This window comes from Sphingomonas sp. Mn802worker, from assembly GCF_000382485.1.
GTDB lineage: Bacteria > Pseudomonadota > Alphaproteobacteria > Sphingomonadales > Sphingomonadaceae > Sphingomonas.
In genome coordinates this window covers 285,694-301,144 of the sequence record NZ_AORY01000004.1, presented here as the reverse complement: position 1 = coordinate 301,144, position 15,451 = coordinate 285,694, and the positions used below count along the sequence as shown (strand labels likewise).

Below are 15,451 nucleotides of genomic sequence, written 5' to 3'. Positions count from 1 at the left end.
TCAGGCGGGCGTGCGCAGCTTGCGGATGAAGCCGATCAGACCGGTCTGGCGCGAGCGCTTCAATCGCTCCGCCGCGAGGATGGTGCGGACGTGCGCGAAACATTGCTCGACGTCGTCGTTGACCAGCACATAGTCGTAACCATCCCAGTGGCTGATCTCGTTCGACGCGCGCGCCATGCGGCGATCGATCACCTCGATCGCGTCGGTGTTGCGGTTGAGCAGCCGCTTGTGCAGTTCTTCCATCGACGGCGGCAGGATGAAGACGCGGACCACGTCGCCGCCTGCGATCTGGTGCAACTGCTGCGCGCCCTGCCAATCGATGTCGAACAGGACGTCCTTGCCCGCGGCGAGCATGTCCTCGACCGGGCCGCGCGGCGTGCCGTAACGCTGGTCGAAGACATGCGCCCATTCGAGAAACTCGTGCGCCGACACCATCTCGCGGAAGCGATCGAGCGAGACGAAGTGATAGTCGCGCCCATCCTCTTCGCCCGGCCGGATCGCGCGCGTGGTGGCCGACACCGACAGCGACAGTTCGGGCTCGCTCGCCAGCAATTTGCGCGCGATCGTCGACTTGCCCGCGCCCGAGGGTGACGACAGCACGAACAACACGCCGCGTCGCTTGAAATTGTGGGGGTCTGCGTGGGAGGTGCCGTCCATGCGTGCGTGTGGCCTGTGCGTTGCCGCCGCGTCAAGTCGCGCGGGCGGGTGCCGGTACGGTTCGGCGGCGTCGTGGCCGCATGGACACGCTCTGCGCTATCGCAATCGCGCGGCGTGCCAGGCGATATGATCGGCCATGAACGTCGACACGAACAGATAGCTGTGATCGTAGCCCGGCTGCATCCTGAGCTCGAGCGCGATGCCCGCATCGGCGCAGGCGCGCTGCAGCAACTCGGGGCGCAGCTGCTCTGCCAGGAAATTGTCCGCCTCGCCTTGATCGACCAGCAGTTCGGCGACACGCGCGCCGTCCTCGATCAACGCCACCGCATCGTGGCGCCGCTTGGCATGCGCGTCGTCGCCCAGATAGCGGTCTAGCGCGCTGCCCCACGGGACCTGCGTCGGTGCGACGATCGGCGCGAAGGCGGACACCGAGCGGAAGCGCGCCGGATCGGTCAACGCGATCGTCAGTGCGCCGTGCCCGCCCATCGAATGGCCGGTGATCCCCTGCCGCGCCATGTCGACCGGGAACGACGCCGCGACGAGTGCCGGCAGTTCCTCGGTCACGTAGCTCCACATCGCGAAGTTGGCCGACCAGGGCGCCTGCGTCGCATCGACGTAGAAGCCCGCGCCTTGGCCGAAATCCCACGCATCCTCGTCGGGCACGTCTTGCCCACGCGGACTGGTGTCAGGCGCGACGAAGATGACGCGGTGCTCGGCACAGGCGGCGCGAAACTCGCCCTTGTCGGTCACGTTGGCGTGGGTGCAGGTCAGCCCCGACAGATACCAGATGACGGGCAGCCGCTCGCCCGGCGCATGGTCGGGCACGAAGACCGAGAAGGTCATCGTCGTGCCGGTCGCGGCGGAGGCATGGCGGTACACGCCCTGCACCCCGCCGTGCGACCGGGTAGTCGAGACGGTCTCCAGCCCGGCCGCCAAGCTCATCGAAGCTGCACCCGCCTCGCTCACGCTTCTGCCGGCATCCGGTGCAGCGCGCACAGCTTGTTGCCGTCGGGATCCCGCAGATAGGCGAGATACAGGCTCATGCCGCCGCCGCTGCGCACGCCCGGCGCGTCCTCGATCGCGGTGCCCCCCGCGGCGACACCCGCCTCGTGCCACGCGTGCGCCTGCTCGGGGCCGGTGACCTGGAAACCGATCGTGCTGCCGTTGCCGTGCGTCGCCGCTTCGCCATCGATCGGCTTTGTGACCATGAACGTCGCGCCGTCATGGCGGTAGATCAGCCGGCCCTTCGGATCCTGGAAGCCGGGCTTGCCGCCGAGCGAGGCGAACAGCGCATCGTAGAACTTCTTGGATCGATCGAGATCGTTCGATCCGATCATCATGTGGCTGAACATCGTCACTCTCCTTCTTTGTAGCTACATCGGCGGCGTCAGTAGATCACCACGCTGCGGATCGACTCGCCCGCATGCATCAGGTCGAAGCCCTTGTTGATCTCGTCGAGGCTGAGGCGGTGCGTGATCATCGGATCGATCTCGATCAGACCGTTCATGTACCAGTCGACGATCTTCGGCGTGTCGGTGCGCCCGCGCGCGCCGCCGAACGCGGTGCCGCGCCAGACGCGTCCGGTGACGAGCTGGAACGGACGCGTCGCGATCTCCTTGCCTGCTTCCGCCACGCCGATGACGATCGACTCGCCCCAGCCGCGGTGCGCGCACTCGAGCGCCTGACGCATCACGACCGTGTTGCCGGTGCAGTCAAAGGTATAGTCGCCGCCGCCATCGGTCATCGCGATCAGGTGCTGGACGACGTCGCCGACATCGCGGGGATTGACGAACGCGGTCATGCCGAAGCGGCGGCCCCACTCCTCACGGTCGGGATTAATGTCGACACCGATGATGTGGAGTGCGCCGGCGAGCTTCGCGCCCTGGATTACATTCAGCCCGATGCCGCCCAGCCCGAACACGATCACGGTCGCGCCCGGCTCTACCTTGGCGGTGTTCACCACCGCGCCGACACCCGTCGTCACGCCGCAGCCGACGTAGCAGCTGGTGTCGAACGGCGCATCGGTGCGGATCTTCGCCACCGCGATCTCGGGCAGCACCGTGAAGTTCGAGAACGTCGAACAACCCATGTAATGGAAGATCGGCTGCCCCTTGTACGAGAAGCGCGTCGTGCCGTCGGGCATCAGCCCCTTGCCTTGCGTGGCGCGAATCGCGGTGCACAGGTTGGTCTTCTGGCTCAGACACGACTTACACTGGCGACATTCGGGGGTGTAAAGCGGGATGACGTGATCGCCGGGCGCGACGCTGGTCACGCCTGCACCGACCTCGCGCACGATCCCGGCACCCTCGTGCCCCAGCACGCTGGGAAACAGGCCCTCGCTGTCCAACCCGTCGAGCGTGTAGGCGTCGGTGTGGCAGATGCCCGTCGCCATGATCTCGACCAGCACCTCGCCGGCCTTCGGCCCTTCGAGGTCGAGCTCGACGATCTCAAGCGGCTTCTTCGCCTCGAACGCGACGGCTGCCCTAGTCTTCACGGGGACGGGTCTTCATGCGTGTTCCCTCAGTCTCGGCAGCGCGCGTTCAGGCCGCGCTGACCAGCAATTTGTCGATGCGACGACCGTCGAGGTCGACGACCTCGAAGCGCCAGCCCTGTTCCTCGAAATGCTCGCCCTCGTCCGGCAGCTTGCGGAAGGCGGCTAGCGCGAGGCCGGCGACCGTCGCATAGTCGCGGTCGTCGGGCAGATCGATCCCGAGCCGCTCCGCCAGCGCATCCGCCGCCATCGTGCCCGCGACCAGCAGCGAACCGTCGTCGCGCTCGACCACGTTGGGCGCTTCGTCGGGATCGGCGTCGGACGCGAACTCGCCCGCGATCGCGGCGAGCAGGTTGGCGGGCGTCACCACACCCTCGAAATGTCCGTATTCGTCGTGGATCAGCGCCATCGGCACGTCGGCACGGCGCAGCGCATCGAGCGCGTCCATTGCGTCGATCTGGTCGACTACAACGGGTGCCTTTCGCACCAAGGTCGCAAGATCGAGCGGCTCGCCACGGAACAGCGCCGCCGCCACGTCGCGCGCCTGCACCACGCCGACGACCGCGTCGATCGATCCATCGCCCACCGGCAGGCGACTGTGCGGCGATGCAAGCAGTTTTGCGCGCAGCTCCGCCTCGCCCAGCGTCATGTCGATCCAGTCGACATCGGTGCGCGGCGTCATCACCTCGCGCACCGGACGATCGGCGAGCCGCACCACGCCCGAGATGATCGAGCGTTCATGCTCCTCGATCACGCCCGACTTGCTCGCCTCCGCGACGATCAGGTGCAGTTCCTCGGCGGTAACCTGATCCTCGTTCTCGCGGTTGAGCCGCAGCAGCTTGAAGATCAGCGCGCTGCTGCCGTCGAGCAGCCAGCCGAGCGGCTTGGTGGCGGTGGCGATATAGGTCATCGGCAGCGCCACCACGCTCGCGATCGCCTCAGGAGCACGCAGCGCGATCTGTTTCGGCACCAGTTCACCGATGATCAGCGAAGCATAGGTGGTCAGCCCGATGACGAGCGCGAAGCCGACCGTTTCCGCGGTCTGGTGCGACAGCCCAAGCGCCTCCAGCCGCGCCGCGGTCGGCGTGCCGAGGCTCGCGCCCGAGTATGCGCCGGCCAGGATGCCGATCAGCGTGATGCCGATCTGGACCGTCGACAGGAACTTGCCGGGATCGGACGCGAGCTTGATTGCGGCGGCGGCACCGCGTCGCCCGCTCCGCGCCATCGCCTCCAGCCGCGCCTTGCGCACGGACACGATCGCGAGCTCACTCATCGCAAAGATGCCATTCAACGCGACCAGCGCGAGAATGATCAGGACGTCGAACCAGGGGTACGGCGGTAACATGGCTGCGGTCACCATTGGCGGCAAATGGAGCCACGAACAATCGCTTTATCGTACGCGCGCCCACGTTGCGCCGTACGCCGCCCGTCATCGGACGTTCAGCCGCGCCTGTTCAGTGCGTGCCCGTTCGGTTCATAGGCGGAACAATCGCCGCCATCGTCCCGTTTCGGTCGCATGGCCTGTTTTCAACAGACTTCATGAAAGGGAGAAGAATGAAGCTGCCGTCCAAGTTCCTCGCCGCCGCGGCGACGCTGTCGCTGGTCACCACCGCTGCCTGCACCACCGACCCCGATACGGGCGAGCGCCGGATCAGCAAGACCGCGATCGGCGGCATCGGCGGCGCACTGGGCGGCTATCTGCTGGGTGACCTGGTCGGCGGGCGTCGCGACCGAACCGAGAAGATCATCGGCGCAGGGCTGGGCGGCATCGCGGGTGCGGGCATCGGCGCGTACATGGACAAGCAGGAGCGCGAGATGCGCGCGCGCACTGCGGGCACCGACGTGGAAGTAGTGCGCCAGGGCGACGACCTGCTGCTCAACATCCCGTCGGGCATCAACTTCGCCTACAATTCGGCCAACGTGCAGCCGCAGTTCCGCGGCACGCTCGACAAAGTATCTTCGGTGCTCGCCGATTACCCGCAGACCTATATCGACGTGTACGGCCACACCGATTCGACCGGCAGCGACGCCTACAACCAGGATCTGTCGGAGCGCCGCGCGGTGTCGGTCGCCGATTACCTGTCGAGCCACGGCGTCCAGTCGGCGCGCATCGCGACCCGCGGCTTCGGCAAGACGCAGCCGATCGAATCGAACGAGACCGAGCAGGGCCGCGCGGCGAACCGCCGCGTCGAGATCAAGGTCGTTCCGATCTCGCAGAGCGACCTGCCGCCGCGCTGACGCGGGTTGGCGATCGACGACATCGGAGCGGCGTGGTCACGATCACGCCGCTCCTTTTTTTGGTTCAGACTGCGTCGAGCGACTGATCCGGCATGAGCGTAGCCGCGGTGTTTGCCGGGCAGATGCGCCGGCGGCGCACGATTTTGGCTCCATCAACCGTCTCGGCGTGCCATTCAGACCTCGCCCCCGCACCTCATCAGCTACGATCTCTCAGCGGCGTGCCGCAAAGAAGTCGCGCAGCAGCGCAGACGCCTCGCGCTCACCGATCCCGGCGAACACCTCCGGGCGATGATGGCAGGTCGGCTGCGCGAAGAAGCGTGCGCCATGCGCTACCGCCCCGCCCTTCTCGTCGTCCGCACCGTAGTAGAGCCGCGCGATGCGCGCGTGAGCGATCGCGCCCGCGCACATCGCGCAAGGCTCCAGCGTCACCCACAGGTCGCAGTCACCCAGGCGATCACGCTGGAGCTGCTGCGCCGCCTGGCGAATAGCCAGGATCTCGGCGTGCGCCGTCGGATCGAGCAGCGCGCGCGGCGCATTGGCAGCGACTGCCACGATCGCACCGGCATGGACCACCACCGCTCCGACCGGTACCTCGCCCGCCCGCGCTGCCGCTGCGGCAGCATCCAGCGCGGCGCGCATTGAAGGGAGCAGCGGGAACATGCGCGCCGCCGTGGCGCAATCGGCGGCGCGATGGAAGCGGCGCTTACTGCTGAGTTGCGGGCTCGCCCGGCTTCTGCACCTTCACGTCGGGCACGGCGACCGTCTTGTTTTCGGTGCCGACCGAGATGCGGCCGACGTCGGCGTTGAACTTCGGCGCCTGCCCGCCTTCAAGCCGCGGCAGCTGCGCGGGCTGGGTTTGATCGAAGCGCAGGAAACCCGTCAGCATCGCGGCGAGGATCGCCAGCGCGACGATGCCCAGCATGACCAGAAAAGCGCGCATGATTCTTTCTCCCCATCGATTCGCTACCGCAACAACGCGCTTTGTCGGCGCGGGTTGCAGCGTTATCAGGGAAGCACAACGCGCTGCCGCCTTGACCTCGTGCCGGATCGCCACTATCGGCACCGGCTTTCCGGGCAACCGTATTTCAGGATTTCAACCATGTCGCGCATTTGCGAGCTGACCGGCAAGGGCCGGCAGGTGGGTAACAACGTTTCCCACGCCAACAACAAGACCAAGCGCACGTTCCTGCCGAATCTGCAGAACGTCACTTTGATCTCCGATTCGCTTGACCGCTCGGTGCGGCTGCGCGTGTCGACCAACGGCCTGCGCTCGGTCGAGCACAACGGCGGGCTCGACAATTGGCTGGTCAAGACCAACGACGAGAAGCTGTCGCTGAAGGCGCGTCGCCTGAAGCGCGAGATCGTTAAGAAGCGCGCTGCGGAGCCCGTCGCGGCTTAATCGCGCCAGCGTGACGGTGTCGAACGGCCTGCTACCGCAAGGTAGCAGGCCGCTTCGCGTTGGGCTGATCTAGTTCAGGCGGAACTTCATCAGCAACGTCGGGCGGTACCAGGCAAGATCATTGTCGGTGACGATCCACAAGATCGTGTGACCGGCCTCCTGCGTAACTGCCAGCCCCTCAGGATTCTCGCCGAGTAGCGGCGGTCCCCAGCGCGCGATCTCGACCCCTCGGACGGTGGCGCCGGCGCGGATTTCCGCGGGCGGTATGCGCACCAACACCACATCGAAGCGCAGCCGGTGGAAGCGGCGGTTGAGCACCAGAAGGTCGCCGTTCGGCAGCACCGTCGCATCGCTGGGATTATAGCCGTCCGGTGCTCTGTAGCGGAACCTCGCCACCCGCGTCGCCTTCGCGGTCGGATCACCGTCGAAGAGCAGCGCCTGCCGCAATCGCCCTTTTCCGTGCACACGCGCCTGCTCGCTGATCACCACGAAGCGACCATCGTTCAGACGAACCATCGATTCGGCACCCCCGTTCATCGGCCATTCGCGCATCGCGGCGGGCTTCGCGTGTGCCTCTACTCGCCCGAGGTCGGCTGAATAGCGCCAGATCGCATTCGCGCGCTCATAGCCGACCCAGGCATGTCCGCCCGCGGGACCGATCGCGAGCGACTCGGTATCGCGGGTCTCCTTCGACCAGCCGGTGCCCGGACCATCTGGCACTGCGCCGGCCGTGTGCGTGACGATCCGGTTACGCCTGATCGAGATGCGTACGTAATTGCCGCCGTCGCTCAGCAACGTCGCCACGCCTCTGTCTATCGATAGCGCTGAGAGGCCGCCGAACGCCGGATCGCGCGACCACAGACGCACTGCCCCGATCGGCGTCAACGCGCCGATACCACGAGGCCAGCCACCATCCGGCACGTAAGCAGCGGCATGAACGACCGCGTCTGAGGCGATGATCGGCAACCGGTCGGTTCCGCTCCAGCCGGGAACTAGGGCGAGCACCAGCGCGATCGAGAACGGCCATTTCACCTGCCTTCCCTTAAGGGTGTGCGCCGGTCGCGCCTACCCGCGGCAACCGCCCGCGAGCATGAACGAACGATAACGAGCGCATTCAGGCTCGGCTCAATGCGAATCACCCATAAGCACCTCAACGACGGGATGATCCCGCCGCGAAGAATCAAAGAAGAACGGGAGTTCGTACCATGTTCAAGAATCTGACCCTCGCCGTCTCCGCCCTCGCGATGGGCACTGCCGCGATGGCGCCGGTCGCCGCCGATGCGCAGCGCTATGGTCACCGGTACGAGCGCAGCTATCGCGACGGGTACCGTGATTACGACCGTCGCTACGACAACCGCCGCTACAACTATAATCGTCGCTGCTCGGGCGGGACGACGGGCACGATCGTGGGCGCGATCGCGGGTGGCCTGCTCGGCCGCACGATCGACACGCGTGGCGACCGTACGCTCGGCACCGTGCTGGGCGGCGTCGGCGGCGCGGTTGCGGGCAACGCGATCGAGAAGTCGAACAACCCGCGTTACTGCCGCTAACCCTCTTGGCCGGCGCGGCGGATCATCCCCGCGCCGTCCTTCCCTACTCGCGTAGCGTATCGAGTTCCCCCGCGTAGCGTATCCGGGGGCGCGGGCCGGTTGCCGAAAGGCGGCCGGCCCGTTGTGTTTGATCGCAGGCTCGCCCGCGAGCCGATGCGCAAAGCGCAGCGATCAAATCGGCCGGCGGGTCGGCGTCCGCCGATTCCATCCGACGTGTTCGTCGCGGCTTTGCCGTGGCGACTCTTATCTGTACCGACGATCTAGAAGGCCGGGCGACGGCGAAGCCGCCGCCATGACGTCGGACGGGATCGCTGGCGCGACCCGCCGGCCGTGCCGGGCGCTGCGCTGCGCGCATCGGCGCCGTCGCTTCGCCGACGCGCCGGCGCCCGTCAGTACATGTGCTGCCCACCATTAATGCTTAGCGTCGATCCCGTCACGAACCCCGCGTCGTCGGAACACAGGAAGGCGACGCCGCGCGCGATCTCCTGCGCCTGGCCGAGCCGCCCGACCGGGATCTTCGCGACGATTTTCTCCAGCACCTCGCCCGGCACCGCTGCGACCATGTCGGTGTCGATATAGCCGGGCGCGATCGCGTTGACCGTGATGCCGGTACGCGCGCCTTCCTGCGACAGTGCCTTGGTGAAGCCGTGGATGCCGCTTTTCGCCGCGGCATAGTTGACTTGGCCGTATTGTCCGGCCTGTCCGTTGATCGAGCCGATGTTGACGATGCGGCCCCATTTGCGGTCGCGCATGCCGGGGAACACCGCCTTCGCCATGTTGAAGCAACCACCAAGGTTGGTGTCGATCACCTCGCGCCACATCTCGTAGCTCAGCTTCATGATCGTGCCGTCGCGCGTGATGCCGGCATTGTTGACCAGCACGTCGACGGGACCGAGTTCGTCGACGACGCGCGCGACCCCCGCCTGACAGGCGTCATAGTCGGCCACGTCCCACTTGAAAGCCGCGATGCCGGTGCGGTCGGTGAAGGCGCGCGCGCGTTCGTCGTTACCGGCGTAATTGGCGGCGACGGTCAGCTCCATGTCGCGTAGCGCGACGCTGATCGCCTCGCCGATGCCGCGTGTTCCACCCGTCACGATTGCTACGCGTGCCATCGATGCGTCCTCTCCTTGTCCGCATCAAAGGCTAGAGGCGGGTCGTCCAGCCTTCAAGCTCGCGCGCGATGACCGTGCGTAACATTTCGATGCCGACGGGCGTGTCGTTGAGGCACGGCAGGTAGCCGAAGTGCGTGCCGCCCGCCGCCTCGAACGTCTCGCGCCCGCGGATCGTCAGTTCCTCCAGCGTCTCGACGCAGTCGGCGGAGAAGCCGGGCGCGACGATCGCGACCTTCTTCACGCCACGTTCCGGCATCTCGGCGAGGACCGTGTCGGTGGCGGGCTCAAGCCACTTCGCCTTTCCGAAGCGCGACTGGAAGGTGATGGTCAGATCGATCCCCAGCGCCTCACCGAGCAGCCGCCCGGTCTTGCGGCAATGACAATGGTAAGGGTCGCCCAGCTCCAACGTCCGCTGCGGCATGCCGTGGAAGCTTGCCATTACCGCATCGGGGGTGAAGTCGAGCGCGGCGAGGCCGGTACGCACGCTCTGCGCCAGTGCGTCGATATAGGCCGGGTCGTCGTAATAAGGCGGCAGCGTGCGGATCGCGGGCTGCCAGCGCATCGTCGCCAGATGCGCAAACGCCTTGTCGTTGGCGGTCGCAGTGGTCGCGGCGCAATATTGCGGGTAGAGCGGGGCGAGCAGAATGCGCTCGCAGCCGGCGTCTTTCATCGTCTGCAATCGCTCTGCGATCGCGGGGCGGCCATAGCGCATCGCCCAGTCGACCAGCACGTCGTCGCCGAACGCGTCCTTCAATGCCAGCGCCTGCGCGCGCGTAATCGCCGCCAGCGGGGAGCCGTCGTCACGCCAGACCTGGCTGTAGGCGTGCGCGGATTTCCTCGGCCGGGTGGTCAGCACCACGCCGCGCAGGATCGGCTGCCATGCGATCCGCGGAAGCTCGACGACGCGGCGGTCGGACAGGAACTCCGCCAGGTAGCGCTTGACCGACTTGGGATCTGGCCCATCGGGCGTGCCGAGGTTGATCAGCAGCACGCCGATGCGCGGGCGCGGAATGGCAGGGTGGCCGGCGGGGATCATGGGCGAATGCCTCAGGCGCGGGGTTGCAGGGGAAGCGAACGGAGCCGCACACCGGTCGCGGCGCGCAGCGCATTGGCAACGGCCGGGGCGACCGCGGGTATCCCGAGGTCCGACACGCCGCCCGGATCGATGTTGCTGGGGATCAGCTCGACCGTCACCTCGGGCGCGGTGGCGAGTGTCGGCATCGCGAAGTCGCCGAACAAGCGCGTGGTCGGCAGATTGCGCTCGATCCCTGTCGCGCAGCCGGTCGCCAGTGCGACGCCCAGGATCAGCCCGCCCTCGATCTGCTGACGCACCACGTCGGGGTTGATCGCGCGGCCGCAATCGACCGCGGCAACCAGCCGGTCGACCCGGACGCGCCCAGCATCGTCGACGCGCGCCTCCGCCAATACCGCGATGAAGCTGCCCGCGACCGCGTGGCAGGCGATCCCCTGAGCGCTGCCCGCAACGCCGCCTTGCCATCCGCCGAGCGCGGCGGCCGTGGTCAGGCAGCGTGCCAGCCGCGCGTTGCCGCCGAGCATCCCGATCCGGTAGCTCATCGGCTCGTTCCCGCCCGCGTGCGCGAGCTCGTCAATGAAGCATTCGGTGAAGAAGGCGTTGTAGCCATCCGCCAGCCCGCGCAGGTGCCCGACGCGCACGCCGATGTCGGCCGGGTGGTGATCGATCGCGAGTGCGGGAATGGCGTAGGGCGGGATCGCGCCCGATATGGCGTAGTCGTCCGCGCCGATCGGCAGCGCTGCCGCCGCGCGGCGTAGCGGATCATCGGGCAGAAGCCGCGCCGCCAATTGCGCGCCGGTCTCAGGCGCGGCGACCTTCGCCTGCCAGCCGAGGATCGCGCCGCCGGGACCGAGCCGCGCGCTCATCCGGGCGCGCGCGGGAGCGCGGAAGCGGTCGTGCAGCGCCGTCTCGCCGCGCGACCAGGTGAGTTGGACCGGTCGCTTCAACTCACGCGCGAGGGTGGCGGCCTGCGCCGCGATCTCGGTTTCGAGCGCCTGGCCGAACGAACCGCCGACAATCATCGCGTGAACCGTGACTCGCTTAGGAGCAATGTCGAGCGCAGCCGCCGCGGCGTTGCGCGCGCTGGTCGGCGCCTGCGTCGCGATCCAGAGTTCGAGCGCGTCGTCGCGCCAGTGTGCGGTCGCGGTCGGCGTCTCAAGCGACGGGTGAAGCGACAGGCCGACCTGATAATCGGCGGTATAGATGCGCGCGCCGCCGAACACCGCCGCGAGGTCGCCGGCGGCGGCGACGCGGAAGCCATCGCCCGCCAGCGCTGTGTCGAGCCTGCGATCGATCGACGCCGTGTCGATCGGCGGCCCGCGCGTCTCGAACCGGGGATCGAGCGCGTCGAGGCCGCGGTTCGCTGCCCACCAATTGTTCGCCGCAACCGCGACCCAGGTATCGCGCGCAACCACGCCGACCACGCCCTGTATCCCTTCCGCCGCGTTGCGGTTGAACGAGCGCAGCCGGGTGTCGCCAAGCGGACCCTGGCGGATGCTGGCGAACACCATGTCGGGCAGCCGCACATCGCCGGCGTAATTGGCCGAGCCGTCGACCTTGGCAGGCGCATCGAGCCGCGGCAGCGACCGGCCGCTCAACCGACCATCATCGCCGAAGCGCAGTGGCAGCTCGTCGGGAAGCGCATAGCCCGCCGCGGCCTCGGCCAGTTCGCCGAAGCGCAACCTGCGCCCGTCGAGCACGACGAAGCCGTCGGCGGTGTCGCACGCCTGCCAGTCGGCATCCCAGCGCGCCGCCGCTGCCTTGCACATCAGCACGCGCGCGGCGGCACCGGCTTCGCGCAAGCTCTGCTCGAAGCGGCGGACCGAAGTCGAGCCAGCCGTCAGCATCACCGCGTCACGCGTCAGATGCTCTTCGCGCAAGCCAGCGGGTACGTGATCGAACCCGCCTGCGAACAACACGTCGGCGGCGAGCGGGTTGGCGTAGAGCGGATTGATCGGCGCGGGCTCGACCGCGACCGTGCGCCAGTCGGCGCCGAGCTCGTCGGCGACGATCTGCGGCAGCGTGGTGTAGACGCCCTGCCCGTGCTCGACCTGCGGCACCGCGACGATGACGCGCCCATCGCGCGCGATCTTCAGGAAACCGCCGAACAGCGTCTCGTCTGCCGCGACCGGCAGGTTCGGTGCGTACCGCCTGGGCCACGCGGCCCAGGCGACCAGCACCCCCACGCCCGCTCCGCCAGCGACGAGGACATTGCGGCGCGAAAGCGTTGGCATCGCTCGCTCCTTACCCGCCCGGCCGAAACGAACAAGCAGCCGCGAGAACGGTCAGACGCTCTCGCTCACCGCAAGCGCGCGGTATTTGCCGCGGAGCGACACCTTGTCGATCTTCTCCGTGCCGAGACGCGGCAGCGGTTCGTCGGCGATCCAGATCTTCTGCGGAACCTTGAACGCGGCGATGTGCGGCGTGAGGAAGGCGACCAGATCCTCCGCCTCGACGATGCCGGGATGCGCCAGGTGGACGACCGCCCCGGGCACCTCGCCGTATCGTTCATCTGTGAGCCCGAACACCGCCGCCTCGGCCACCTCCGGATGTTCGTACAGGGCGGCCTCGACCTCCTGGCAACTGATGTTCTCGCCGCCGCGGATGATGATGTCCTTTTTGCGGTCGACGATGAACAGGTAATCGTCCTCATCGAGGTAGCCGATGTCGCCGGTGCGGAAATAACCGTCGGCGGTGAACGCGTCGGCAGTCGCCTGCGGGTTGTTCCAATATTCCTCGAAGCACGCGGCCGAGCGGATGCATACCTCACCCCGCGCGCCCTGCGGCACCGGCACGCCCGCGTCGTCGAGGATCGCGAGGTCGACCAGCGGCGGCGAGGCGCGGCCGGCCGAATTGGGCTTGGCGACGTAATTGCCGCGCCAGTTGCCGGTGCCGATCCCGTTGGTCTCGGTCAGTCCGTAACCGATCAGCGGCGCGCCCTCCATCTCGGCATCGATACGGCGGACATGCTCGACAGGGCGCGGCGCACCGCCGGCGGCGATGTCGGCGAGCGTCGACAGGTCGTACTTGCCGCGATTGGGGTGCGTCAGCATCTCGAAGCTCATCAGCGGCACGCCGACGAAATAGGTCACCTGCTCGCGTTCGATCAGCCGCATCGCCTCCTCCGCGTCCCACTTGGGCATCAGCACCAATTTGCGCCCGATCGCCATGCTTTGCAGGAAGACGGGCACCTCGGCGGTGACGTGGAACAGCGGCACGTTGAGCAAGGTCGCGGGCTGAAGCGTGCTGGCGGTGCCGTCCTGCGTCGCGATGCCCAGCATCATCAGCGCGGAGGCGAGATAGTTGAAGATGCCCTGCATGACCTGGAAATGCGTCGACAGCGCGCCCTTCGACTTGCCGGTCGAGCCCGAGGTGAACAGGATCGTCGCGCGATCAACGCCGGTCAGCATCGGCAGCGCCGCGCCGGACGCGTGGCTGACGACCGCGCCGATCGCCTCGTCCAGCGGGCGCAGATCGTCGATCGCCTCGACCCGTACCGACATATTCTCGATCGCCGCCAGCCGCTTGGCGCGCGGCAGGTCGGCGAAGATCAGGCCGACACCCACATCACGGATCGCGGCTTCGAACTCCTCGGCCTGCCACCAGCCGTTGAGCAGCGTCGCGGTGCCGCCCGCCATCAGGATGCCCATGTAGAGCACGATCCACGACGGCGAGTTGCGTGCGGCGATGCCGACGCGGTCGCCCTTGGCGATGCCATAATGCCCGACGAGCGCATCGGCGACCTTCGCCGCGGCGGCGTGAACCTGTCCGAAGGTCAGCCGCTCGTCGCCCGCGACCAGGAACTCGGCCTCAGCGTGCTGGGTGCAGAAATGCGCGAAATAGGCCGGCAGCGTCGGCGGCGCGGCGGCGATGTAGGGCAGCGAGCGACCGAAGCGTTCGACTTGGCCCAGCGGCAACTGCCCGCCCGCGCCCGTCATCGCGCCCATCACCGCATCCATCCGCTGGTCGAGCTCGGTTCGCATCATTCTCTCCGCTTGGCCGCCGTTGACGGCTTGGTCTTGTGCCCTTGGCTCCTTATGGAGGCGACGATGTTGAGGGGAAAGCCTTGATCCTGCCGATACTCGCCGATGCCGCCTACGCGGGCACCGGCCACCTCCGTTTCGCCGATCTCGGCCTCCACCCCGACGTGTTCACGCTCGGCTTCTTCACGCTGCGCTGGTACAGTCTCGCCTATATCGCGGGCATCGTCGTCGGCTGGTGGTACCTGCTGAAACTGCTTGCGCAGCCCGGCGCACCAATGGCACGGCGGCACGCCGACGATCTGGTTTTCTACGCGACGCTCGGCATTATTCTGGGCGGGCGGATCGGCTACGTGCTGTTCTACGCACCGGAAATGCTGTCCAGTCCCTTGCGCATCCTGCGATTGTGGGACGGCGGCATGTCGTTCCACGGCGGCGTGATCGGCACGTCGCTGGGCATCATCTGGTTCGCGAGGAAGCACAAGCTCAACTGGTTGCGCATCCACGACTATGTCGCCTGCGTCGTGCCGTTCGGGCTGTTCTTCGGCCGGCTGGCGAACTTCGTGAACGGTGAGCTATGGGGAAAGCCGAGCGACGCGCCCTGGGCGATCGTGTTCGAGCGTACCGTGCCGACCGGGTTTGTCGAGCCCGCCAGGCATCCGAGCCAGCTGTACGAGGCGGGGTTGGAGGGCATCTGCCTGTTCATGCTGCTGTGGTTCTTCTTCTGGCGGACCAAGGCGCGGTACCAGCCGGGCAAGCTCGTCGGGCTGTTCCTGCTCGGCTACGGCGTGGCGCGGTTCATTGTCGAGTTCTTCCGCGAGCCCGACGCGCAGTTCGCGGGCACGTTCTTCGCCAACACGATCCACATGGGTCAGGTGCTGTGCATCCCGATGGTGCTGGCGGGCGCGTTCCTGATCGCGACGGCGCCGGGACGTCGCCAGCGGATCGAACCGACCGGCGGGCTGGAGAGCGTCGCCTGAGCAGCGATCAC

The 15,451-nt window shown here is 67.4% G+C and carries 15 protein-coding genes; 4 read left to right on the top strand and 11 right to left on the bottom strand.

Annotated features, from left to right (window positions below; genetic code table 11):
- The 5 genes from gmk to SMN802W_RS0104890 form a co-directional block, all read right to left on the bottom strand.
- Positions 1-657: a guanylate kinase gene (gmk, locus tag SMN802W_RS0104910; RefSeq protein WP_019515778.1), complete on the bottom strand. Its 657-nt coding sequence runs from the start codon at positions 655-657 to the stop codon at positions 1-3.
- 96 nt (positions 658-753) lie between these two features.
- Positions 754-1,599, bottom strand: coding sequence for an S-formylglutathione hydrolase (gene fghA / locus SMN802W_RS0104905; RefSeq protein ID WP_026325765.1), 846 nt, complete (start codon positions 1,597-1,599; stop codon positions 754-756).
- A gap of 20 nt (positions 1,600-1,619) precedes the next feature.
- Positions 1,620-2,009: a VOC family protein gene (locus SMN802W_RS0104900; RefSeq protein ID WP_026325764.1), complete on the bottom strand. Its 390-nt coding sequence runs from the start codon at positions 2,007-2,009 to the stop codon at positions 1,620-1,622.
- 35 nt (positions 2,010-2,044) lie between these two features.
- Positions 2,045-3,151 carry an S-(hydroxymethyl)glutathione dehydrogenase/class III alcohol dehydrogenase gene (locus tag SMN802W_RS0104895; protein WP_019515775.1) on the bottom strand — a complete coding sequence of 369 codons (1,107 nt, stop codon included), beginning with the start codon at positions 3,149-3,151 and terminating at the stop codon, positions 2,045-2,047.
- 46 nt (positions 3,152-3,197) lie between these two features.
- Positions 3,198-4,493 carry a hemolysin family protein gene (locus SMN802W_RS0104890; protein WP_026325763.1) on the bottom strand — a complete coding sequence of 432 codons (1,296 nt, stop codon included), beginning with the start codon at positions 4,491-4,493 and terminating at the stop codon, positions 3,198-3,200.
- 209 nt (positions 4,494-4,702) lie between these two features.
- Here SMN802W_RS0104890 and SMN802W_RS0104885 point away from each other — a divergent pair, with 209 nt between their 5' ends.
- Positions 4,703-5,386, top strand: coding sequence for an OmpA family protein (locus SMN802W_RS0104885; RefSeq protein WP_019515773.1), 684 nt, complete (start codon positions 4,703-4,705; stop codon positions 5,384-5,386).
- A 210-nt stretch (positions 5,387-5,596) separates the two neighbouring features.
- Here the strand turns inward: SMN802W_RS0104885 and SMN802W_RS0104880 are convergent, their stop codons facing one another.
- A complete protein-coding gene (locus SMN802W_RS0104880; protein WP_026325762.1) occupies positions 5,597-6,025 on the bottom strand; it encodes a nucleoside deaminase in 429 nt (142 codons plus the stop codon).
- 460 nt (positions 6,026-6,485) lie between these two features.
- Here SMN802W_RS0104880 and rpmB point away from each other — a divergent pair, with 460 nt between their 5' ends.
- Entirely contained in the window at positions 6,486-6,785 is a 300-nt protein-coding gene (rpmB, locus tag SMN802W_RS0104870; protein WP_019515770.1) for a 50S ribosomal protein L28, read from the top strand.
- A gap of 69 nt (positions 6,786-6,854) precedes the next feature.
- On the opposite strand, the gene SMN802W_RS0104865 is transcribed toward rpmB, so the two are convergent.
- Positions 6,855-7,817, bottom strand: a complete 963-nt coding sequence (locus tag SMN802W_RS0104865) for an esterase-like activity of phytase family protein (protein WP_019515769.1) — start codon at positions 7,815-7,817, stop codon at positions 6,855-6,857.
- Positions 7,818-7,990: 173 nt separating this feature from the next.
- Between SMN802W_RS0104865 and SMN802W_RS0104860 the strand changes: the two genes are divergently transcribed.
- Entirely contained in the window at positions 7,991-8,335 is a 345-nt protein-coding gene (locus SMN802W_RS0104860; RefSeq protein ID WP_019515768.1) for a glycine zipper 2TM domain-containing protein, read from the top strand.
- A gap of 389 nt (positions 8,336-8,724) precedes the next feature.
- Here SMN802W_RS0104860 and phbB read toward each other — a convergent pair whose 3' ends face one another.
- From phbB to SMN802W_RS0104840, 4 genes are read right to left on the bottom strand one after another with little or no spacing between them, the layout of a single operon-like run.
- A complete protein-coding gene (gene phbB / locus SMN802W_RS0104855; protein WP_019515767.1) occupies positions 8,725-9,447 on the bottom strand; it encodes an acetoacetyl-CoA reductase in 723 nt (240 codons plus the stop codon).
- Positions 9,448-9,478: 31 nt separating this feature from the next.
- Positions 9,479-10,483 carry a ferrochelatase gene (gene hemH / locus SMN802W_RS0104850; protein ID WP_019515766.1) on the bottom strand — a complete coding sequence of 335 codons (1,005 nt, stop codon included), beginning with the start codon at positions 10,481-10,483 and terminating at the stop codon, positions 9,479-9,481.
- A gap of 11 nt (positions 10,484-10,494) precedes the next feature.
- Positions 10,495-12,714, bottom strand: coding sequence for a xanthine dehydrogenase family protein molybdopterin-binding subunit (locus SMN802W_RS0104845; protein WP_019515765.1), 2,220 nt, complete (start codon positions 12,712-12,714; stop codon positions 10,495-10,497).
- 51 nt (positions 12,715-12,765) lie between these two features.
- A complete protein-coding gene (locus SMN802W_RS0104840) occupies positions 12,766-14,463 on the bottom strand; it encodes a class I adenylate-forming enzyme family protein (RefSeq protein WP_026325761.1) in 1,698 nt (565 codons plus the stop codon).
- Positions 14,464-14,546: 83 nt separating this feature from the next.
- Between SMN802W_RS0104840 and lgt the strand changes: the two genes are divergently transcribed.
- Positions 14,547-15,440, top strand: a complete 894-nt coding sequence (gene lgt / locus SMN802W_RS0104835; protein ID WP_019515763.1) for a prolipoprotein diacylglyceryl transferase — start codon at positions 14,547-14,549, stop codon at positions 15,438-15,440.
- The last annotated feature ends 11 nt before the right edge of the window (positions 15,441-15,451 follow it).

Bases quoted from the DNA above. Each gene is read 5' to 3' on its own strand.
- gmk (WP_019515778.1), bottom strand. From the start codon at position 657: ATGGACGGCACCTCCCACGCAGACCCCCACAATTTCAAGCGACGCGGC.
- fghA (WP_026325765.1), bottom strand. From the start codon at position 1,599: ATGAGCTTGGCGGCCGGGCTGGAGACCGTCTCGACTACCCGGTCGCAC.
- SMN802W_RS0104900 (WP_026325764.1), bottom strand. From the start codon at position 2,009: ATGTTCAGCCACATGATGATCGGATCGAACGATCTCGATCGATCCAAG.
- SMN802W_RS0104890 (WP_026325763.1), bottom strand. From the start codon at position 4,493: ATGTTACCGCCGTACCCCTGGTTCGACGTCCTGATCATTCTCGCGCTG.
- SMN802W_RS0104885 (WP_019515773.1), top strand. From the start codon at position 4,703: ATGAAGCTGCCGTCCAAGTTCCTCGCCGCCGCGGCGACGCTGTCGCTG.
- SMN802W_RS0104880 (WP_026325762.1), bottom strand. From the start codon at position 6,025: ATGCGCGCCGCGCTGGATGCTGCCGCAGCGGCAGCGCGGGCGGGCGAG.
- rpmB (WP_019515770.1), top strand. From the start codon at position 6,486: ATGTCGCGCATTTGCGAGCTGACCGGCAAGGGCCGGCAGGTGGGTAAC.
- SMN802W_RS0104860 (WP_019515768.1), top strand. From the start codon at position 7,991: ATGTTCAAGAATCTGACCCTCGCCGTCTCCGCCCTCGCGATGGGCACT.
- phbB (WP_019515767.1), bottom strand. From the start codon at position 9,447: ATGGCACGCGTAGCAATCGTGACGGGTGGAACACGCGGCATCGGCGAG.
- hemH (WP_019515766.1), bottom strand. From the start codon at position 10,483: ATGATCCCCGCCGGCCACCCTGCCATTCCGCGCCCGCGCATCGGCGTG.
- SMN802W_RS0104845 (WP_019515765.1), bottom strand. From the start codon at position 12,714: ATGCCAACGCTTTCGCGCCGCAATGTCCTCGTCGCTGGCGGAGCGGGC.
- SMN802W_RS0104840 (WP_026325761.1), bottom strand. From the start codon at position 14,463: ATGCGAACCGAGCTCGACCAGCGGATGGATGCGGTGATGGGCGCGATG.